Raw genomic sequence first — 18,425 nt, 5'->3', positions numbered from 1 at the left:
ACTCTTAAGTTAATCTTAAGAGTGCTTTTTATCTACTAATCGAATTTAGAGGTATATATGAAAGACGAAATTTTTAAAGAACGTGAAGACATGCTTGAGGACTTAATTGTTCGTAATGAATTCTATGTTCCAATGAAAACTAAAGAAATAGCTATTTTACTTAATGTTCCTAAGGAAGAGAGATATCTTTTACAGGAGGTACTAGATTCCTTAGTAAGCCAGGGCAGAATTGGAGTTACTAAGAAGGGCAAGTATATTAAGGCGGAGAATGTAGCGTTGATAGGTACATTTACAATGACCAATAGAGGTTTCGGCTTTGTAACTATAGAGGGCAGAGAAGACGACATTTTCATAAAGTCTTCAGATACACTTAATGCCTTCCATATGGACAAGGTTAAGCTTGTTATTACAAGTGAGAAGAAGGGCGACAGACATGCTGAAGGTAAGATTGTAGGTATTGTTGAGCACGGAATCACACAGATTGTAGGTACATATCAGAAGAGCAAGAATTTCGGCTTTGTAGTACCTGATAATAATAAGATTTCAGTAGACCTTTTTATATCAAAGGAATATAGTAATGGCGCCGTAGAAGGTAGCAAGGTTGTTGCTAAGATTCTTAATTACGGTAAGCCAGGTAAAAGTCCTGAGGGACGCATAGTTGAAGTTATTGGTCATATTAATGATCCAGGAACAGATATTATGTCAGTTATTCGTGGATACGACCTTCCAATGGAATTCCCTGAGGAGGTTAAGAAGGAATTAAAGAATATTCCTGATTTTGTAGATGAGAAAGACAAGGCTGGTAGAGTAGATTTAAGAAATCTAACTACTGTAACTATAGATGGTGAGGACGCTAAGGACTTAGATGATGCTATTACTTTATCTAAGGAAGGCGATATTTATAAGCTTGGCGTTCATATTGCAGATGTAAGTCACTATGTAACAGAAGGCTCGTCACTTGATAAGGAAGCCCTTAAAAGAGGTACTTCCGTTTATCTTGTAGATAGAGTTATTCCAATGATTCCACATAAGTTATCTAATGGTATTTGTTCCCTTAATCAGGGCGAGGATAGATTAGCTCTTTCTTGTCTTATGGACATTGATTCTAAGGGTAATGTAGTGGGACATCGCATTTGCGAAACACTTATTAATGTTGATAGAAGAATGAGTTATACTTCCGTTAAGAAGATCATTTTAGATAAGGATGAAGAGGAAACAAAGAAGTATGCCGATTTAGTAGATATGTTCTTCCTTATGGAGGAATGTGCAGGACTTCTTCGTAAGAAGAGATTTAGTAGAGGTTCTATTGATTTTGATTTCCCTGAATCTAAGATTGAACTTGATGAGAAGGGACATCCAATTAAGGTTAGTCCTTACGAGAGAACTACAGCTAATAAGATTATTGAAGATTTCATGCTTATTGCTAATGAAACTGTGGCTGAGGATTTCTTCTGGCAGGAATTACCATTCCTTTATAGAACTCATGAGAATCCAGATCCAGAGCGTATTATGAAGTTATCAACTTTCATTAATAACTTTGGTCACTCTCTTAGAGTTTCAGAAGAGGTTCATCCAAAGGAGATTCAGAAGCTACTAGCCAAGATTGAAGGTAGTGAAGAGGAAACTCTTATTTCTCGACTTACACTTCGTTCTATGAAGAAGGCTAGATATACAACTGAGTGTATTGGACACTTTGGTTTGGCAGCTAAGTATTATTGTCATTTTACATCACCAATTAGAAGATATCCTGATTTACAGATTCATAGAATCATTAAGGAGAATCTAAGAGGTGGCTTAAACAAGAAGAGAATTGACCATTACGATAGAATCTTAGGCGAGGTGGCTATTCAGACTTCTAATACAGAAAGAAGAGCTGATGAGGCTGAGCGTGACACAGATAAGATTAAGATGTGTGAATACATGCAAGACCACATTGGAGAAGTCTTTGAAGGTGTTATTTCAGGAGTTACATCTTGGGGTATTTACGTTGAATTACCTAACACTATTGAAGGCATGGTCTCTCTTAATAACATGAATGGCTATTACATTTATGATGAGAATCATTATGAAATGGTAGAACAGACTACTAATAAGACTTATAAATTAGGACAGAAGGTTTCAGTAGTTGTAATTGCTACAGATAAATTATTAAAGAATATCGATTTTAAATTCCTTGAGGATTGCTACGAGGATGAAATAAAAAGATAGGAGTTATATATGGGAAAGTCTAGTGAAAGCAGTAATAGACTTGTGGCTAATAATAAAAAAGCTTACTATGACTACTTTATAGAGGAAAAGATTGAGGCTGGTTTAGTACTACATGGAACAGAGGTTAAGTCTTTAAGACAGGGCAAGTGTTCCATTAAGGAGTCCTATATCCAGATTCAAAATGGCGAGGTTTTTGCCATTAATATGAATATTACACCTTACGAGAAGGGTAACATTTTCAATAAAGATCCTTTAAGACCAAAGAAGCTCTTGCTACACAAGAATGAGATAAGCAAGCTTTCAGGTCAGATTGCTACAAAGGGCTATACTTTAGTGCCTTTGCAGGTTTACTTTAAGCAGGGCAAGGTAAAGATTGAGATTGGTCTTGCAAGAGGTAAGAAGAATTACGATAAGCGTGAGTCTATTGCAAAGAGAGATCAGGAAAGACAGGCTCAAAAGGAATTAAAGAATAGAAACTTAAGATTCTAGGAGCCTAGATTTTGGGAGATTAAGATTCTAGGACAGTAGTTTTAAGCTTTCAATAAGTGTGAAACTACTGTGAATTCCTTGACAGAGGCAGTTTTGAATGCTAATATTTTTATGCTAGTTATGGTCAATAGACCATTATTAGAGACGGGAGAGGTTTTTAATAATTTACTAGTATAAATTCCGGGGCTGTAAAGGTTTCGACGGGGATTTTGAAGCTGGTGAAGCTATCCGCAGGGTGATGCGTTAAATTCCAAATTAAATATAAACGCTGAAGAAAATTTAGCAATCGCTGCCTAATGGCAGCAGTCTGACCTAGTGAACCTACGCACAAGGACCCAGGCTTCGTATCAGTAGGAAACGACTTAGCCAAAGCTTTGAGGCTAATGGGCGTATTATGAAGCTACTAAGCTAGTTGGCGCGTTAACTTGCCGGTTAGTAAGGAAATGAAACTATAGTTAACTATGATAGTAGAAGAACAGTGAATGGGTTTTCGGACAGGGGTTCGACTCCCCTCAGTTCCATTTTGTTTGGATGAAGGATAAGTGCTAGTAAGTTAGCACTTATTTTTTTGCCTAAAAAGGAGATAATATGGATTTTTTAAAAGGACAGATAGCCAAGCTTATTCTAAGATTTGGTATGAAAAATGTTGTCATTGGCGCAGTTTCTTCTGTAGTAGCCGTAGGCGCAGTAACTACGGGAACTGTAGTAGCAATAAATAATATCACTAATACTACAAAGGAAGTGCAGGCAGAAACTACTGAGGATTTAGCTTCCACTGATGAAACTGTTGAATCAAGCGAGGAGACAAGTGATGAGTCTACAAGTGAGTCAACTGAGGAGTCAACTGAAGTTGTGGATAGCGCTAAGATTGTAACTAATAATGCAAAGTATACAAGCGAGGAACTTGAAGAAATCGCTAATGATACTAGCGAAGATCCAGAGAGTCAGTCGGTGTCTGAAACAGGAACTGCAACTGCAACAACAGCAACTTCAAGTGCCTATGCAGCTTCAGCCTATGCAGTAGGTGTAGATGTTTCAAAGTGGCAGGGCTCTATTGACTGGTCTAGTGTTGCTAGTGCAGGAATTGATTTTGCCATTATAAGAATTGGATATAGAACAACAGCTACTGGTGTAGTTTGTGAGGATCCATATGCTGAATATAATATTAAGCAGGCTCTTGCAAATGGCCTTAAGGTAGGTGTGTATTTTTATTCTACAGCAACTACTGAAGACGAAGCTGTTGAAGAGGCAAACTGGGTACTTGCTAAATTAAGCGAATACGGCGTCTCAATTAACTTAGGCATAGCATTTGACTATGAAGGATTTACAAACGATTCTAGTCGAATTTACGGCCTTTCTACAAGCCAAAGAACAGCTAATGCTATGGCCTTTTTAAATAAGATTTCAAGTTCTGGTTACACAGCAATTTTTTATAGTAATGCCTATAGTTTAAAGAACTACCTAAATGCCTCTACAATTTCAGCAAGCTATAAGGTTTGGGTAGCTCAGTATTTAGATGCTGGAGTTTATCCAGACATTACTAATCCATCATATTCTGGAGCTTATAGCTTCTGGCAGTTTACAAGTTCGGGTTCTGTAAGTGGAATTTCAGGTAGTGTGGATTTAGATGTTTGTTATTACCTAACAAAGTCAGGTTCTACTGTATCTTCAGACACAGAAACAACAAGTTCATCTAGCTCATCAACAAGTTCAAGCAGTTCAAGTTCGTCTAGTTCATCAACAAGTTCAAGCAGCTCTAGTTCTTCAAGCTCTACTAGTAGTTCAAGCTCGTCAAGCACAACAGAAACTACAAGTACAAGCTCAGATACAACTAGTGAAACTAGCACAGGCGGTACATTTTCATCAACAACAACTGCTGTAACTGTTGACTCTGTAACCTATAACTTGCCAGTGTCTTATACAAGGGCAGACGGAACTTTGCTTAGCTTTAGCCTTTGTACAAGCTATACAGCTACAGCTAAGGAGGAGATAAATTTAAGAACTTATCCTGAGCAGGATGAAGACAATGTAGCAACAAGCATAAAAAACGGTACCAATCTAGTAGTAGTTGCAACATCAACTTATGGCTGGGCTCAGGTGATTTATAATGGAGAAATCTACTATTGTGTAACAAGCTATTTAACAGCTGTATAAGCTTTTGAACGCAGTGTAAGCAATCCCCCGCTTCAAAAGCGTAAGCTTTAAGCGGGGGTATAAAGCTTACTAGTGTCAGAAGGGGTTAAAGCCCCTTCTGACAGGTGACACAAAGTGCCACTGCGTTCATAGGTAAGTAGCGAAGCGGATTCCGAATGTCCGCTTTACAAATGTAAGAAAATTCCGTGAATACACATGAAATACACAAGTTTATACTAGAATACAATTGATAATCTTATTGAACTATTTGCCATTTTATGTCCGTAATGATAAAATAAAATTAGTTATTAACGTGAAAATATATAAATTTTATTATATGAGGGGCAAAATATGGCTGAAGAAAAAGAGATTAGCGCTGAGGATGAAGAGTTAAGAAAAGCCAGAAAAAAGGCCAGTGACAATTATAATAAAGCCAAGGAAAAGAAGGAGAAAGCCTTTGTAGTTGGCGGTTATAATTTTAAGACAAGTCAAGAGGCTGAGGCAGCTAAAGACGAGATGGCAGCTATAAAGTATTTGTCATCAAAGACGGACTCAAAAGATCCAAAGCAGGTGTTTATTCTTTACAATAAAATAATTGACAGACAGCTATTTACAACCTCTTTAGGTATAAGCTACCTAAAGAATTTGCAGCAGTTCCTGTATCAAAGTCCAAGTATTCCAAATGATAGAATTAGGCCAATTCCTATTAAGAGTGATACTCAGGCTGAGATAGACAGGCGAAGAGAGAAGGTAATGCACAAGTCAGAAATTCATGAGCTTACCATTTTAGTTGCAAAGTACCGCAATAAATATATAAAAAGCCTAATTGTTATAGGTTTTTTTGCTGCAGTTATAATAGCTATGTTTGTTATTGTGAATACTGGAACCAATACTAATATCGTAAATTACGAAATTAGTATTCAGGATAAATATGCAAGCTGGGCGCAGGAATTAGAATCAAAGGAAGCTTATTTAAAGCAGAAGGAATCTGACCTAAATAAGCTTCAATACGAGTTAGAAAGTGCATCCATTAAGGCGGGCGTTTATTCTGATGAAGACGAGGCTAAGGGCGAGAGCGAAAGTGCTAACAGAGATTTAGATACTAGTAATGAAAATGAAAGCAAGCCCGAAACTACAAAACCAGAGTAGAGAATAATAAATTAAGAAGAGGATTACAATTGATAAACTTAGGAGGACTTATTAATGGATAAAGTTAGAATCTTAATGGTAGATGATGAGAGCAGAATGAGAAAGTTAGTTAGTGATTTCTTAACTAAGGCAGGCTACGAAGTCTTAGAGGCAGCAGATGGAGAAGAGGCCATTGATGTTTTTTATGAGAATAAAGACATTTCCCTTATTATTCTTGATGTTATGATGCCAAAGATGGATGGTTGGGAAGTTTGCAAAACAATTAGAAAAGATTCTAAGGTGCCAATTATTATGCTTACAGCAAAGGGCGAAGAAAAGGATGAGTTACAAGGCTTTGAGGTAGGCGCTGACGAATATATCAGCAAGCCATTTTCACCAAAAATCCTTACAGCTAGAGTAGATGCCATAATTAGAAGAACTTATGGCGTGGATAATAGCGAAAGCGTTGAGATTGGCGGCATTGTCATTGATAAGGCAGCACATATTGTAAAGATAGATGGTGAGGAAATTGACTTAAGCTTTAAGGAGTTTGAGCTTTTGACTTACTTTGTTGAGAATAAAGGAATTGCATTATCAAGAGAGAAAATCCTTAATAATGTTTGGAATTACGACTATTTTGGTGATGCAAGAACAATTGATACCCATGTTAAGAAGCTCCGTAAGAAGATGGGTGAAAAAGGAGATTATATTAAGACAATTTGGGGCATGGGCTACAAATTCGATTTTTAACTCAGTCGGAGTACGGTATATTAAATAGAGGCAGGAGAAGAAATGGGTATACATTCAATTAGATTTAAAATAACCCTGTTATTAGTTGCGATTGTTGCAAGCTTGATTGTTTTGTTGCTTGTAATAAATGTTGCATTTGCAGAAAAATTCTATATAAGTGGCAAGCAGGAGACCATGAGTGAGACTTATGACAAGATAAACGAGATTATGCTTCAATACGATGATGGAGATATATCTAAGTCAACTATGATGGCAGAGCTTGATGGATATGTTTCGGGAAACGCCATGACAGCTCTTGTGGTTGATAGCAGCTGGTCTACAGTTTATGTAAGTAATTCTTCAGGAGATGACAGACTCCTTCAAAGACTTATGCTAAGTATTCTTACTGGTGGTTTGGAAAATGTAACAGATTCTTCTAGTGAGAATGCAACGGAGGCTGAGAGCCAGTCAGAAGACAATACAGAGAATAAATCTGGTTCGAATTCTGAAGCAGGAGATGCAGGAAGCTCAGACCAGGGAGATAAGAATAATTCTGATGCAGGAAGTAAAAATGAGCCGCCTGAAAAGGAAGATCAATCTTCAGGTGATGGAGGCTATAAGCTAAACTATGATAAGTTTGATAGCGAGACAAGCGAGGTTTTGCAGGAAAACAGTAACTATACAATACAGAAGATTTACGATTCTGTCATGGCTGATTACTATCTTGAATTATGGGGAACTCTTGATAACGGAGATTCTATAATTGTTAGATTGCCAATCCAGAGTATTAAAGATAATATTGAAATTTCCAATACATTAATTCGCTACGTAGGACTAAGTGTTTTAGCTATAGGTGTAATCGCTGTGTTTATTTTCTCAGCTTATATTTCAAAGCCAATTAAGCAGTTAGCACATATTTCTGAGCGTATGTCAGAACTTGACTTTAATGTGCGATATACAGGAAAAGATAAGGGTGAGGTTGGACTTTTAGGACATAGTATGAATAACATGTCAGCTAAATTAGAGGATAACATCTCAAGGCTTAAGTCAGCTAACCTAGAACTTAAAAGAGATATTGATAAGAAGGAGCAGATTGAAAAAATGCGAACAGATTTCCTATCAAATGTATCTCATGAGTTAAAAACACCAATTGCTTTAATTCAAGGTTATGCAGAAGGCTTAAAGGATGGAATTGCAGACGATAAGGAAAGTAGAGATTTTTATCTTGATGTAATTACTGATGAGGCCAATAAAATGAGCGTTATGGTTAAGAGATTATTAACCCTCAATCAGCTAGAATTTGGCGATGATGAGTTAGTAATGGAAAGATTTAATATAAATGATCTTTTACAGTCAGTAGTTAATGCAAATTCTTTAAGAGCAAAGCAAAATGACATAAAGATTATTTACGAATCATCCGATATAAATATAGACGTATGGGGTGATGAGTACAAAATCGAAGAGGTAGTGACAAACTATATTACTAATGCGATTAATCACTGCGCTAACGAAAAAGAAATTAGGGTCAAACTAGAAAGACCTGATGATAAAAATGTGAGAGTATCCGTATTTAACACAGGAAATCCAATACCTGCCGAAGATATTGATAGAATTTGGGAAAAGTTCTATAAGGTAGATAAGGCAAGAACTAGAGAGTATGGCGGTAACGGAATTGGCCTTTCAATTGTAAAGGCTATTATGACATCTATGGGCAAAGGATATGGAGCTAGGAATGTTTCTAATGGAGTAGAGTTCTGGTTTGATTTGGATTGTGACGTAAAGTAGCAGTCCTTAAGGAGGGGCCACATGAAGAAAAAGATTCTAGTAAGTCTAATAACTGTATTAGCCTTTTTACAGATTCAAGGCTGTAGTGGAGATGTAACAATAACAGAAGAACAAGAAGATATTATAAGCCAGTATGCGGCTGGAGTTATGCTTAGATATTCCTATGAAAATGAGTGGAAATACACTAAGTTATACGATGCCCTTTACGGCTATCATAAGTCAACAGAATCAGAGACTGAGACCTCTAGTTCTAAAACTACGACTGAAACAGAGTCAACAACTCTAAGTTCAGGCTCTAGTTCAGGTTCATCAAGCACAACTACTACAACTACGGCAGCAGCAAGTCTTTCAGATACTTTGCCAACTGCTCTTGGTATAACTTCATGTAGCATAACTTATAGTAAATATTCAGTAGGATCTAGTTATCCTTTAAATCCGGATTCCATCTATGTTCCTGCTGAGTCAGATAGAGTAGTTGTAGGTGTGGAATTTACTATTGTAAATAATTCTTCAGCTGCAATTACTGCTAATACAACAAATGCTGGCGTATTAATGAAATTAAAGGTGTCAGGCACAAGCTATACAAACTATGCCACACTATTAAAAAACTCTCTCCTAACCTTGTCAAATGTGACAATCAATGCAGGAGAGAGCTATACAGCAGTTGTATTATTCCAGATTCCAAGTGAATTAGAAGGAAGCGTAGCTTCCTCAACCCTTACAGCAACAAAGGATGGAGAAAGCTTAGGTTCCATAACACTTAAATAAAACCTATATAAAATTTAATTAAAGTCTGGACCAAGAACTTTTTCTTTAGTGTAGGCTTGAACTTCAAGATTATTGAGCTGCTTTGAAAAGGCAGCTCTTTTTGATGGTGTAAATCCAGGGCCATGTCCATTATATTCAAAGTAATTTACAGTTTCATGAGATTCTGGCTTATTCCAGTCACAGAAACCTTCCTCAATAACCTGATCTGAATATTCACAATCAATAAATACAGCCTTAGCATAAATTCTCCAAGGTCTTGATAAAGAAACAGTATGCTTAGGACAGTTGCCTGTTAAGATACATTTGTTAAAGACATAGCCGTACTTAGATTCTTCGTAAGTTGAAGGGGCTGTGTAGTAGCTATTAATCTTCTCGTTTCTATCAAGAGCGTAGAGAGTACAGCGGTTAAAATAGCAAACTGCGCTACCAAAGATAAAGTCAACTTCACCTTCAATATAGCAATCCTCATATAACTGATGAACAATTCTTCTTTCGGCGTCCATTGTAGGGCCTGTAAAGCCGCCAACTTGCTTTTCTGCCTTTGGAAGTGGACCTGTAAATAAAGTATCCTGATGACCATACATGGCACAGTTCTTAAATGTAATCTTATCCCCTTCAGCGTAAACTGCTACGGCCTGGCCAACCATTTTTCCAAAGCCAGCCTCGTTTTTAAAAGTAATATTAGTAGCGTGGAAATTGTTAGCATTTACCATGAAAGTGTAAGATCTAAAAGTGCCTCGCTTAACACCATCCTCTAAAATCTCGTTAGCATAGTAGCTCTCAGTAATGATAACGCCGTCTCTTGACTCACCAATTAAGCTAACATTGTCCTTTAAAATTTCTACTCTTTCCTTGTAGACTCCATTTTTAATAAAAATTGTAACACCCTTTGAAGTGTCCTTAAGGGAGTTAATGGCTTCCTGAATGGAAGTAAAATCACCATTGTTGTTAATATCAACTGTAATCATATTTTTTCCTCTTTTTTTAATTTTTAGGTTTAACCTTTATGTCTAGAATACGCTCATAGTCTATATTTGTCTAGACATTAGTGCTTAAAAGAAGTATACTTTAGCGGTAGGATTTTTTGATATGGAGTAAATGTAAATGATAAGAATAGTTGAAGATTTTAGGGATGTAGACACATACCTTGCTTTAAGAGAGCAGGTAGGTTGGCTACAATTAACTAGAGAGCAAGCTAAACTTGCTATTAATAATTGTCAAAAGGTATTTACAGTATTTGACGATGATAGGGCAATAGGCATGGGAAGAATAGTTTCTGATATGGCAGTAATTAGCTATATTCAGGACTTAATTATTGTGCCAGAGTATCAAGGCCAGCATTTAGGCAGTTACCTTCTTAATACCATGATTGAGTATGTGGATTCAATTAAGCTTGAGGGTAGCCAAATGATGCTATGTCTAATGTGCGCTAAAGGAAGAGAAAAATTTTACGAAAGACACGGCTTTATAGCAAGACCAACAGACAAACTAGGTCCTGGTATGATTCAGTATCTAAGAAATGATTAAAGTTTCTCATTAACTTATACAAATATAGAAGATTTTTAATCGAGGGCAGTAAAATGCCCTCGATTTTTTGTGCAGTTTGCATAAAATTTAACAATGATTATTACGATTTTTCGATAAAATATAATAGGATGTGTTGCATTAATAAAACATGTATGATATTCTTTATTTACAGGGAAACTAGAAAACTAAGTGAGGTTTCCCAATAGAATATAAATAAAATAAGGGCACTGGGATAGAAACGCAAAATTGATAAAGGAAAGGAAGAGAAAAAAATGGACATTAACGAAATGAAGAAAACAAAGATTGCTATTATCGATGCCACTATTGAGGAATTCAACAATAAGGGTATGAAGTTTACTATGGACGAGCTCGCTAAGAGACTTCATATGAGTAAGAAGACTATTTACAAGATTGTGGATGATAAGAGTGAATTAGTTATTGATGCAATTAACTATTGTTTTGACTTAGTAAAGAAGGAAGAGGCAAGAATCATTAACGATCCTGACCTTGATATTGTTGAAAAGCTCAAGAGAACAGTTATTTGTATTCCAGACAGATTTACTAATTTAGATTGGATGAAGGTTTCAGAAGCAGTTGCAGCCTATCCAAAGATTTATGAACAGTTCAAATTAAGAATTGACAATGATTGGGAACCTACTTTTAAGCTAATTGATGAAGGTGTTAAGCAAGGTAAGCTTAGACCAGTTAATAAGGAATTATTTAAGATCATGGTTGAAGCTGGTTTTGAAGGAGTTTTAAAAATTAGAAATGAAGGCAATACAGACCTTAGCTATCAGGAATCACTTGAAGAGATGATTAGCATAGTAATGGTAGGAATCGAAATAAAGTAAGAGGGATTAAATATGGGTAAATCAGAAATTATATTTGGCAATAAGATGAGCAAGAAGACTATAAAGTCTGCTAATGGCTCAAAGAGGAAGTATGTTAAGAAATTTGGTGATGATTCTAACGTAGATTATAAGCTAGCTATTGAGGATAACAAGTATATCGGCGATAGCCTTGGAGTAAAGAACATTATTATTAGACGAGAAGATAATACTCCTAGCACTAACGGGCTTAATCCAATTAATGCAGGATTAGATTCTGGTTTTGATAAGGAAAAAGGAATTATAGTGGGCAATATTCGTATGGGCTTTGGACATTATAGAATTTCCATGGCAATAGCTTCAGCAGCTAACGCACTGGGCTACACACCATACTGGATGGACTTAAATTCCTATACACAAACTACAGGCGGTAAGGTTATTAATGCACAAAATGAGCTATATTCACTAGGTTCAAGAATCTCACAGAAGTCAAAGCTCTTTAACAGAGTGGTGTGGGAGCCAATGAACTATGAAGGCTTTAAAAAGATAAGCTATAACAGTTCAGATCAAAAGAATGCTGAGCTTATGACTAGCGTCTTTAAAAATGTACCAAAGGACATTCCACTTGTAGGTACTCATGTTTGGCCAGCACAGGCAGCAGTTCATGCTGGTATGAAGTATGTAGTTAATGCCATTCCAGATAACTGGCCAATGGCCCTTCACCTAGCTGAAGGAAGCCTACATACAGTTCAGACACATTCAAGCCTACTAGGTTATAGAAACCTTAATGGCATGAATGGCAAGAAGATACTGAATACTATGACAAGCAAGGATATATGCTATACAGGCCACTATATCGACTACGAGCTTGTAGATAATATTGAGAAGGATTGTGAGCAAAGAATTAATCGAGCAAGAAATAAGAAACCCGTTAGATTCTTACTAACAATTGGTGGAGCAGGGGCTCAAAGAGAGATTTTTGCTAGCATAATTAAGTATTTACTTAAGGCAATTAAGGCAGGTAAAGCTTGTCTTTATGTAAATGTTGGCGATTATAAGAACGTTTGGGATGAGTTAATTGCAGAGATTCCTGAGATGAAGGAATATGCAACAGAACATTTTAATAACTGGGAAGATACAACAACATTTGCTAATAAGGCATTAGACGAGAATGAAGAGATAACTGGAATTCATGGTTTTTATCATGAAAATATTTTCGAGGCCGTTTATTGTACTAATATCCTAATGAGATCTTGCGATATTTTAGTTACAAAGCCTAGCGAGTTATCATTTTACCCAGTACCAAAGCTCTTTATTAAAAGAGTTGGCGGTCATGAGAAGTGGGGCGCAATTCATTCTGCTGAAATTGGGGATGGTACTTACGAGTGTGAGGACATTCCACATACATTACAGATGATAAAGATGTTCATCAACAACAGAGAGACAATAGTTGAAATGTGTGAGAACATTAAGGCCAACAAAAAGGCCGAGATATACGACGGGGCAATTAAAGTAGTAAAAAAGGCTTTTGAATTAAGAGATAAGCAGTAAAGAGATAGAGAAATATAGTTTATCTGGGAGGTAAAATTTATGCTTAGTTTAAAAGAAAAGTTAGCTTACGGTCTAGGAGCCGTAGGTAAGGACATGGTTTACATGTTATCTGCTAGTTATATTTTATATTACTATCAGGATGTATTAGGGGTTAGCGCAGTTGCAATGGGCGTTATTTTATTGGCAGCAAGAATCTTTGATGCCTTTAATGACCCTATTATGGGAGTTATCGTTGCAAAGACAAAGTCAAAATTTGGTCGTTTTAGATTATGGCTTTTAATTGGTACAGTTACTAACGCAATCATTTTGTATTTTATGTTTGCTTGTCCACCAAGCCTTGATGGAGCAGGACTTACAGCTTATGCCGCAGTATTTTACATAATTTGGGGTGTAACTTATACAATGATGGATATTCCATATTGGTCAATGATTCCAGCCTTCACTAATGGTGGTAAGGAAAGAGAAGGCCTTACAACTCTTGCAAGATCATGCGCAGGCGTTGGTTCAGCAATCATTACAATCTTTACAATGATGCTTGTTCATGCCCTTGGTGGCAACAACGAAAGAGTCGGTTTTAAGTACCTTGCATTAATTATTGCAATCCTTTTTGTAGTATTTATTGGAATTACAGTATTTACAATCAAGGAAAAATCAAGTGTAGACATGGAAACACCATCTGTTGGCACAATGTTTAAGGCACTTATAAACAATGACCAGGCTATGACAGTTGTAGTTGCAATCGTACTCATTAACTGTGCGGTTTATATTACATCAAACCTTGTTATCTATTTCTTTAAGTATGATTTTGGCGGAACAAAGTGGCATTACAGCTACACACTCTTTAACATGTTTGGCGGAGCTGTGCAGATTTTATCAATGATGTTCCTTTACACATTACTTAGAAAATTCTTTAGTAACATTAAGATTTTCTATATTTGCTTAGGATTTGCAATTATTGGTTATGCATCACTTCTTTGCATTGCCTTTACAAGCATGACAAATGTATTTATCCTTTTCATTCCTGGTTTCTTCATCTTTGCAGCCAACGGAATCCTACAGGTACTTACAACAGTATTCCTAGCTAACACAGTTGATTACGGCCAGTTAAAGACAGGTAGAAGAGATGAGTCAGTTATTTTCTCAATGCAGACTTTTGTAGTTAAGTTAGCATCAGGTATTGCAGCTTTCGTTGCATCTATTTGCCTTTCACTTAATAACCTACAGAGCGGAACAGAAGTTACTGATGCCGAAGCAGTTATTGATTTTAGTGAAAATGTATCAGCTGCCTCAAGACTTGGCCTTAGAACAACAATGACAATCATTCCTATAATTGGTTTATTTATCGCTCTTCTCTGGTTTAAGAAGAAGTACATTTTAACAGATAAAAAGATTGAAGAAATCAATGAGCAGGTTAAGAAATTAAATGCTTAGTTTTTCTAGATTCTAATTTAGAGGGACTAATCTTACTAGAAAATGTGTCCGAAGCCGCGGCTTTAGGATGCATTTTCTAATTAAAACGAAAATGGAGGGATTGCGATGATAAAGATATTTGATGTTAAAGATCAAAGAGTAAATAGAGCTTTTGTTATTGAAAGTCGCAATACAAGTTACGCCTTTGCAGTAAATGAAAGCGGACATTTACTTCATCTTTATTATGGTGCTAGGCTAGAATTTGATGAGAATGCTATTAAGGCAAGACTAGGCTTTAGTAAGTATCTAGCAGGCAATACTATTAGCTATTCAAATGAATATAGTTATTTAGCTCTTGAAGATACAGCCCTTGAATTATCTACAATGGGTAAGGGTGATATTAGAGAAAGTCAGGTCATTTTAACTAATATTGATGGTTCAAATTCTAATGACTTTATCTATGATAGTCATGAGTTAATTGAAGGCTATGCAACTAATGGCTATAGACACTTAAAAGAGATGCCAGAGGCACATTCAAGTGATAGTCAGCTTATTGTTACTTTAAAGGATAAGCAAAGAAATATCTATATTGAGATGATTTATAACTTGTTTTACGAGACAGATTGTATAACAAGAAGAATTAAAATTATAAATAAAGAGGAGTCTTTTATTGAGGTTAATAGAGCCCTTTCTCTAAATCTTGACCTTGAGGGTGAAGACCTTGAAATGCTTAATTTTACTGGGGCTTGGATTAGAGAAATGAATAGGAATTTTACTAAGCTAAGTCAGAATAAGCTTGTTAATTCTTCCTTTACAGGAACCTCTAGTAACAGAAATAATCCTCTTGTGATTTTGAAAAAAAGAGACACAACAGAATTTGCAGGAGAGAGCTATGGCTTTAACCTAATTTATAGTGGAAACCATTATTCTTGCGCTGAGAAAAATGCTTATGGTATGGCAAGATTTGTAATGGGTATAAATCCAAATAATTTCAATTTCAGAATCGAACCGGAGCAAGTATTTGAGAGCCCTGAGGCAGTTATGACATTTGCAAAAAATGGACTTAATAGTCTATCTCATAACTTCCATGAATTTATTAGAGAACACGTTCTTAGAAGAACTTGGGCTAAGAAGGTTCGTCCGGTTTTATTAAACAGCTGGGAGGCTTGCTATTTTAACTTTAATGAAACTAAGTTAGTTAATATGGCTAAGGAAGCTAAAAAAATCGGTGTGGAACTTTTTGTTATGGATGATGGTTGGTTTGGCAATCGAAACGATGATAAGTCCTCACTTGGTGACTGGGATGTAAATCTAACTAAGTTACCAAACGGAGTTTCAGGTCTTTGTAGGAAAATCAATGACTTAGGTCTAGACTTTGGTATCTGGCTTGAACCTGAGATGATAAATGTAGACTCAAATCTTTACAGAAGTCATCCAAACTGGGCAGTAGATATTCCAGGAATTGAGCACTCTGAGGGTAGAAATCAAAGAATCATAAACCTAACAATAGAAGAGGTAAGAGATTATCTAGTTGCTAGAATTTTTGATTTATTATCTTCTGCAAATATTAAGTATGTAAAGTGGGATATGAACCGCATTTTCACAGATTATTATGGCTTTAACCTATCTAATCAAGGGGAATTTGCTCATAGATATGTGCTTGGTTTATATGACATTTTAGGAAGAATTGTAGAGGAATTCCCAGATGTATTATTTGAAGGTTGCGCATCAGGGGGCAATAGATTTGACCTAGGAATTCTATCTTACATGTCCCAGATTTGGGCATCAGATAATACTGATCCTTGGTGTAGAGCTAATATTCAGACAGGCTATAGCTATGGCTATCCTATGTCAGTAATTGCAGCACACATCTCTGCTAGTCCAAATCATCAAACTCTAAGACAGACCTTACTAGAAACTAGATTTAATGTAGCAAGCTTTGCAATGCTAGGCTTAGAGCTTAACTTATCTGATTTAAAGGATGAGGAGCTTGAGATTTTAAAGACAGAAATAGAAGTCTATAAATCAGTTAGAAATTTGATATTTACTGGAGATTATATAAGAATTAAAAACGGCGAAGAGACAGATTTTAATAATCATGTCTTTGAGTGGATTTGCGTTTCAAAGGAAAGGGATCGAGCCCTAGCCTTTACAATGCAAGACAAGGCAGTTGCTAATCAGCCAAATGCTTCCCTTAGACTAACGGGCCTTGATGATAATAAGCTTTATCACATTTATAATATGCCAGCAAAGTATGACATAAAACATTTCGGGGATTTGATAAATGCAGTATCTCCAATTCACATTAGACCAGGTTCTAACATCCATAAGATAATTTCTAAATTCAAGAAAATGGATGGAGAAGTGGAAGATTTTGTACTTAGTGGAAGCTTTATTAATAACGCTCCAATTAAGCTACACAATAATTACGCAGCTACAGGTTTTGATGGGGATGTACGTTTTTATCAGGATTATGCCTCAAGAATATTCTTTATTGAAGAGTTAAAGGAGAAGGATGATTATGACAAAGAAGAAAATGCTTGAAGAATTCGCTAAAGTTTATGGCGATAGTGAAGGCGTAAGAGTTTTCTTTGCTCCAGGAAGAGTTAATTTAATTGGAGAGCACACAGACTATAACGGCGGTCACGTTTTCCCATGTGCAATTCCTCTTGGAACTTATGCAGCCATTAGAAAAAGAGAGGATTCTAAGATTAGATTTTTCTCGCTAAATTATGATCAGGACGGAATTATTGAAAGCCGAATTAACAATTTAAAATACAATAAAAGCGACTGGTGGACAAATTATCCAAAGGGAGTTATTGACCAGATTAAAAAGAGTGGAGTTGCATTTTCCTCAGGCTTTGAAATGCTTGTATGGGGAGATTTACCAAGCTCTTCAGGTCTTTCCTCATCAGCCTCCATCGAGGTTTTAACTTGCTTTTCCATGATTAAGCTCTACGGCATTAAGATGGGCAAGATTAAAACTGCCAAGTTATGTCAGACGGCTGAAAATGAATTTTGCGGCGTCAACTGCGGCATTATGGACCAGTTTGCCATTGCTATGGGTAAGAAGCATCACGCAATTTATCTTGATACAGCAAGCCTTGAATACGAGTATGTGCCAATTAAGCTTGATGGTGTAAAGCTTGTAATTACTTGCTCAAATAAGAAAAGAGGTCTTGGCTCTTCAAAATATAACGAGCGTAGAGCAGAGTGCGAAGCAGCTCTAGAGATGCTTAAGGAAAGTGAAGAGTGCAAGGACATTAAAACTTTAGGTGACCTTGATTTTGAGACTTTTGAGAGAAACAAGGACTTCATAAAAGAAGATGTAAACTATCGTAGAGCTAGACACGCAGTCACTGAAAATATCAGAACAATTCAGGCTGTGGAGGCGCTTAATAATAACGAAATTGAAAAATTCGGACAATTAATGATTCAGTCTCACCTATCACTTCGTGATGATTACGAGGTTACAGGCCTTGAGCTAGACACTCTCTTTGATGCTCAGAGTAAGCAGGAGGGCGTTATTGGTACAAGAATGACAGGAGCTGGATTTGGCGGCTGTCTCGTATCTTTAGTCAAGGACGAGAATGTAGATGCTTTTATTGAAAATGTATCTAAAGAATATACTAAGAAAACAGGAATCGAGGCTTCCTTCTATGCCTTAGACGTAGGCGGTGGCCCAAGAGAATTGAGATAAACTTAGCTTGCATAGGTTTAAACCTTGCAAATATACCTTCTTAAAGCCCATCTTTGGTGGGCTTTTTTCTATATCGTTTTTTATGTCGTTTTTTATGTTATTTTTTATGCCATTTTTTAATGTCATTTTATGTCACATTTTTACAAAAAATAAAAAAACGTAAAGTAGTA

Annotated in this window: 14 protein-coding genes and 1 other RNA gene; 14 read left to right on the top strand and 1 reads right to left on the bottom strand. The window is 36.3% G+C overall.

Features of this window, described 5'->3' with window-relative positions; all coding sequences use genetic code 11:
* Nucleotides 1-57 precede the first annotated feature (57 nt).
* The 8 genes from rnr (at nt 58) to BLQ66_RS05480 (ending at nt 9,240) form a co-directional block, all read left to right on the top strand.
* Nucleotides 58-2,208, top strand: coding sequence for a ribonuclease R (gene rnr, locus BLQ66_RS05515; protein ID WP_074521302.1), 2,151 nt, complete (start codon nt 58-60; stop codon nt 2,206-2,208).
* A gap of 9 nt (nt 2,209-2,217) precedes the next feature.
* On the top strand, nt 2,218-2,697 hold the full coding sequence (gene smpB, locus BLQ66_RS05510; RefSeq protein WP_074521301.1) for an SsrA-binding protein SmpB: 480 nt from the start codon (nt 2,218-2,220) through the stop codon (nt 2,695-2,697).
* A 182-nt stretch (nt 2,698-2,879) separates the two neighbouring features.
* Nucleotides 2,880-3,221, top strand: a transfer-messenger RNA (tmRNA) gene (gene ssrA, locus BLQ66_RS05505).
* Between the two features lie 64 nt (nt 3,222-3,285).
* Nucleotides 3,286-4,851 (top strand): GH25 family lysozyme, encoded by a 1,566-nt coding sequence (locus BLQ66_RS05500; protein ID WP_074521300.1) that lies wholly within the window; start codon nt 3,286-3,288, stop codon nt 4,849-4,851.
* Between the two features lie 330 nt (nt 4,852-5,181).
* Nucleotides 5,182-5,979: a hypothetical protein gene (locus BLQ66_RS05495; protein ID WP_074521299.1), complete on the top strand. Its 798-nt coding sequence runs from the start codon at nt 5,182-5,184 to the stop codon at nt 5,977-5,979.
* A gap of 54 nt (nt 5,980-6,033) precedes the next feature.
* Nucleotides 6,034-6,708, top strand: a complete 675-nt coding sequence (locus BLQ66_RS05490) for a response regulator transcription factor (protein ID WP_074521298.1) — start codon at nt 6,034-6,036, stop codon at nt 6,706-6,708.
* Nucleotides 6,709-6,750: 42 nt separating this feature from the next.
* Nucleotides 6,751-8,472 (top strand): sensor histidine kinase, encoded by a 1,722-nt coding sequence (locus BLQ66_RS05485; protein WP_074521297.1) that lies wholly within the window; start codon nt 6,751-6,753, stop codon nt 8,470-8,472.
* A 21-nt stretch (nt 8,473-8,493) separates the two neighbouring features.
* A complete protein-coding gene (locus BLQ66_RS05480) occupies nt 8,494-9,240 on the top strand; it encodes a hypothetical protein (protein WP_074521296.1) in 747 nt (248 codons plus the stop codon).
* Nucleotides 9,241-9,254: 14 nt separating this feature from the next.
* Here BLQ66_RS05480 and BLQ66_RS05475 read toward each other — a convergent pair whose 3' ends face one another.
* On the bottom strand, nt 9,255-10,208 hold the full coding sequence (locus tag BLQ66_RS05475) for a pectinesterase family protein (protein WP_074521295.1): 954 nt from the start codon (nt 10,206-10,208) through the stop codon (nt 9,255-9,257).
* Nucleotides 10,209-10,344: 136 nt separating this feature from the next.
* Here BLQ66_RS05475 and BLQ66_RS05470 point away from each other — a divergent pair, with 136 nt between their 5' ends.
* The 6 genes from BLQ66_RS05470 to BLQ66_RS05445 all read left to right on the top strand — a co-directional run bounded on the left by BLQ66_RS05470 (nt 10,345) and on the right by BLQ66_RS05445 (nt 18,255).
* Nucleotides 10,345-10,767 carry a GNAT family N-acetyltransferase gene (locus tag BLQ66_RS05470; RefSeq protein WP_074521294.1) on the top strand — a complete coding sequence of 141 codons (423 nt, stop codon included), beginning with the start codon at nt 10,345-10,347 and terminating at the stop codon, nt 10,765-10,767.
* A 272-nt stretch (nt 10,768-11,039) separates the two neighbouring features.
* On the top strand, nt 11,040-11,618 hold the full coding sequence (locus tag BLQ66_RS05465) for a TetR/AcrR family transcriptional regulator (RefSeq protein WP_074521293.1): 579 nt from the start codon (nt 11,040-11,042) through the stop codon (nt 11,616-11,618).
* Between the two features lie 12 nt (nt 11,619-11,630).
* Complete coding sequence (locus BLQ66_RS05460; protein ID WP_074521292.1) at nt 11,631-13,145, top strand: DUF6937 domain-containing protein; 1,515 nt, start codon at nt 11,631-11,633, stop codon at nt 13,143-13,145.
* 39 nt (nt 13,146-13,184) lie between these two features.
* A complete protein-coding gene (locus tag BLQ66_RS05455) occupies nt 13,185-14,576 on the top strand; it encodes a glycoside-pentoside-hexuronide (GPH):cation symporter (RefSeq protein WP_074521291.1) in 1,392 nt (463 codons plus the stop codon).
* A 105-nt stretch (nt 14,577-14,681) separates the two neighbouring features.
* A complete protein-coding gene (locus tag BLQ66_RS05450; RefSeq protein WP_074521290.1) occupies nt 14,682-17,099 on the top strand; it encodes an alpha-galactosidase in 2,418 nt (805 codons plus the stop codon).
* The gene (locus tag BLQ66_RS05445) at nt 17,077-18,255 is read left to right on the top strand and encodes a galactokinase (protein ID WP_074521289.1); all 1,179 of its coding nucleotides are present in this window, start codon (nt 17,077-17,079) and stop codon (nt 18,253-18,255) included. The genes BLQ66_RS05450 and BLQ66_RS05445 overlap by 23 nt, the downstream gene beginning before the upstream one ends.
* The last annotated feature ends 170 nt before the right edge of the window (nt 18,256-18,425 follow it).

This window comes from Lachnospira pectinoschiza (genome assembly GCF_900103815.1).
GTDB lineage: Bacteria > Bacillota > Clostridia > Lachnospirales > Lachnospiraceae > Lachnospira > Lachnospira pectinoschiza_B.
The sequence above is the reverse complement of the archived record's forward strand: the minus strand, read 5'-3'. Positions and strand labels throughout refer to the sequence as shown.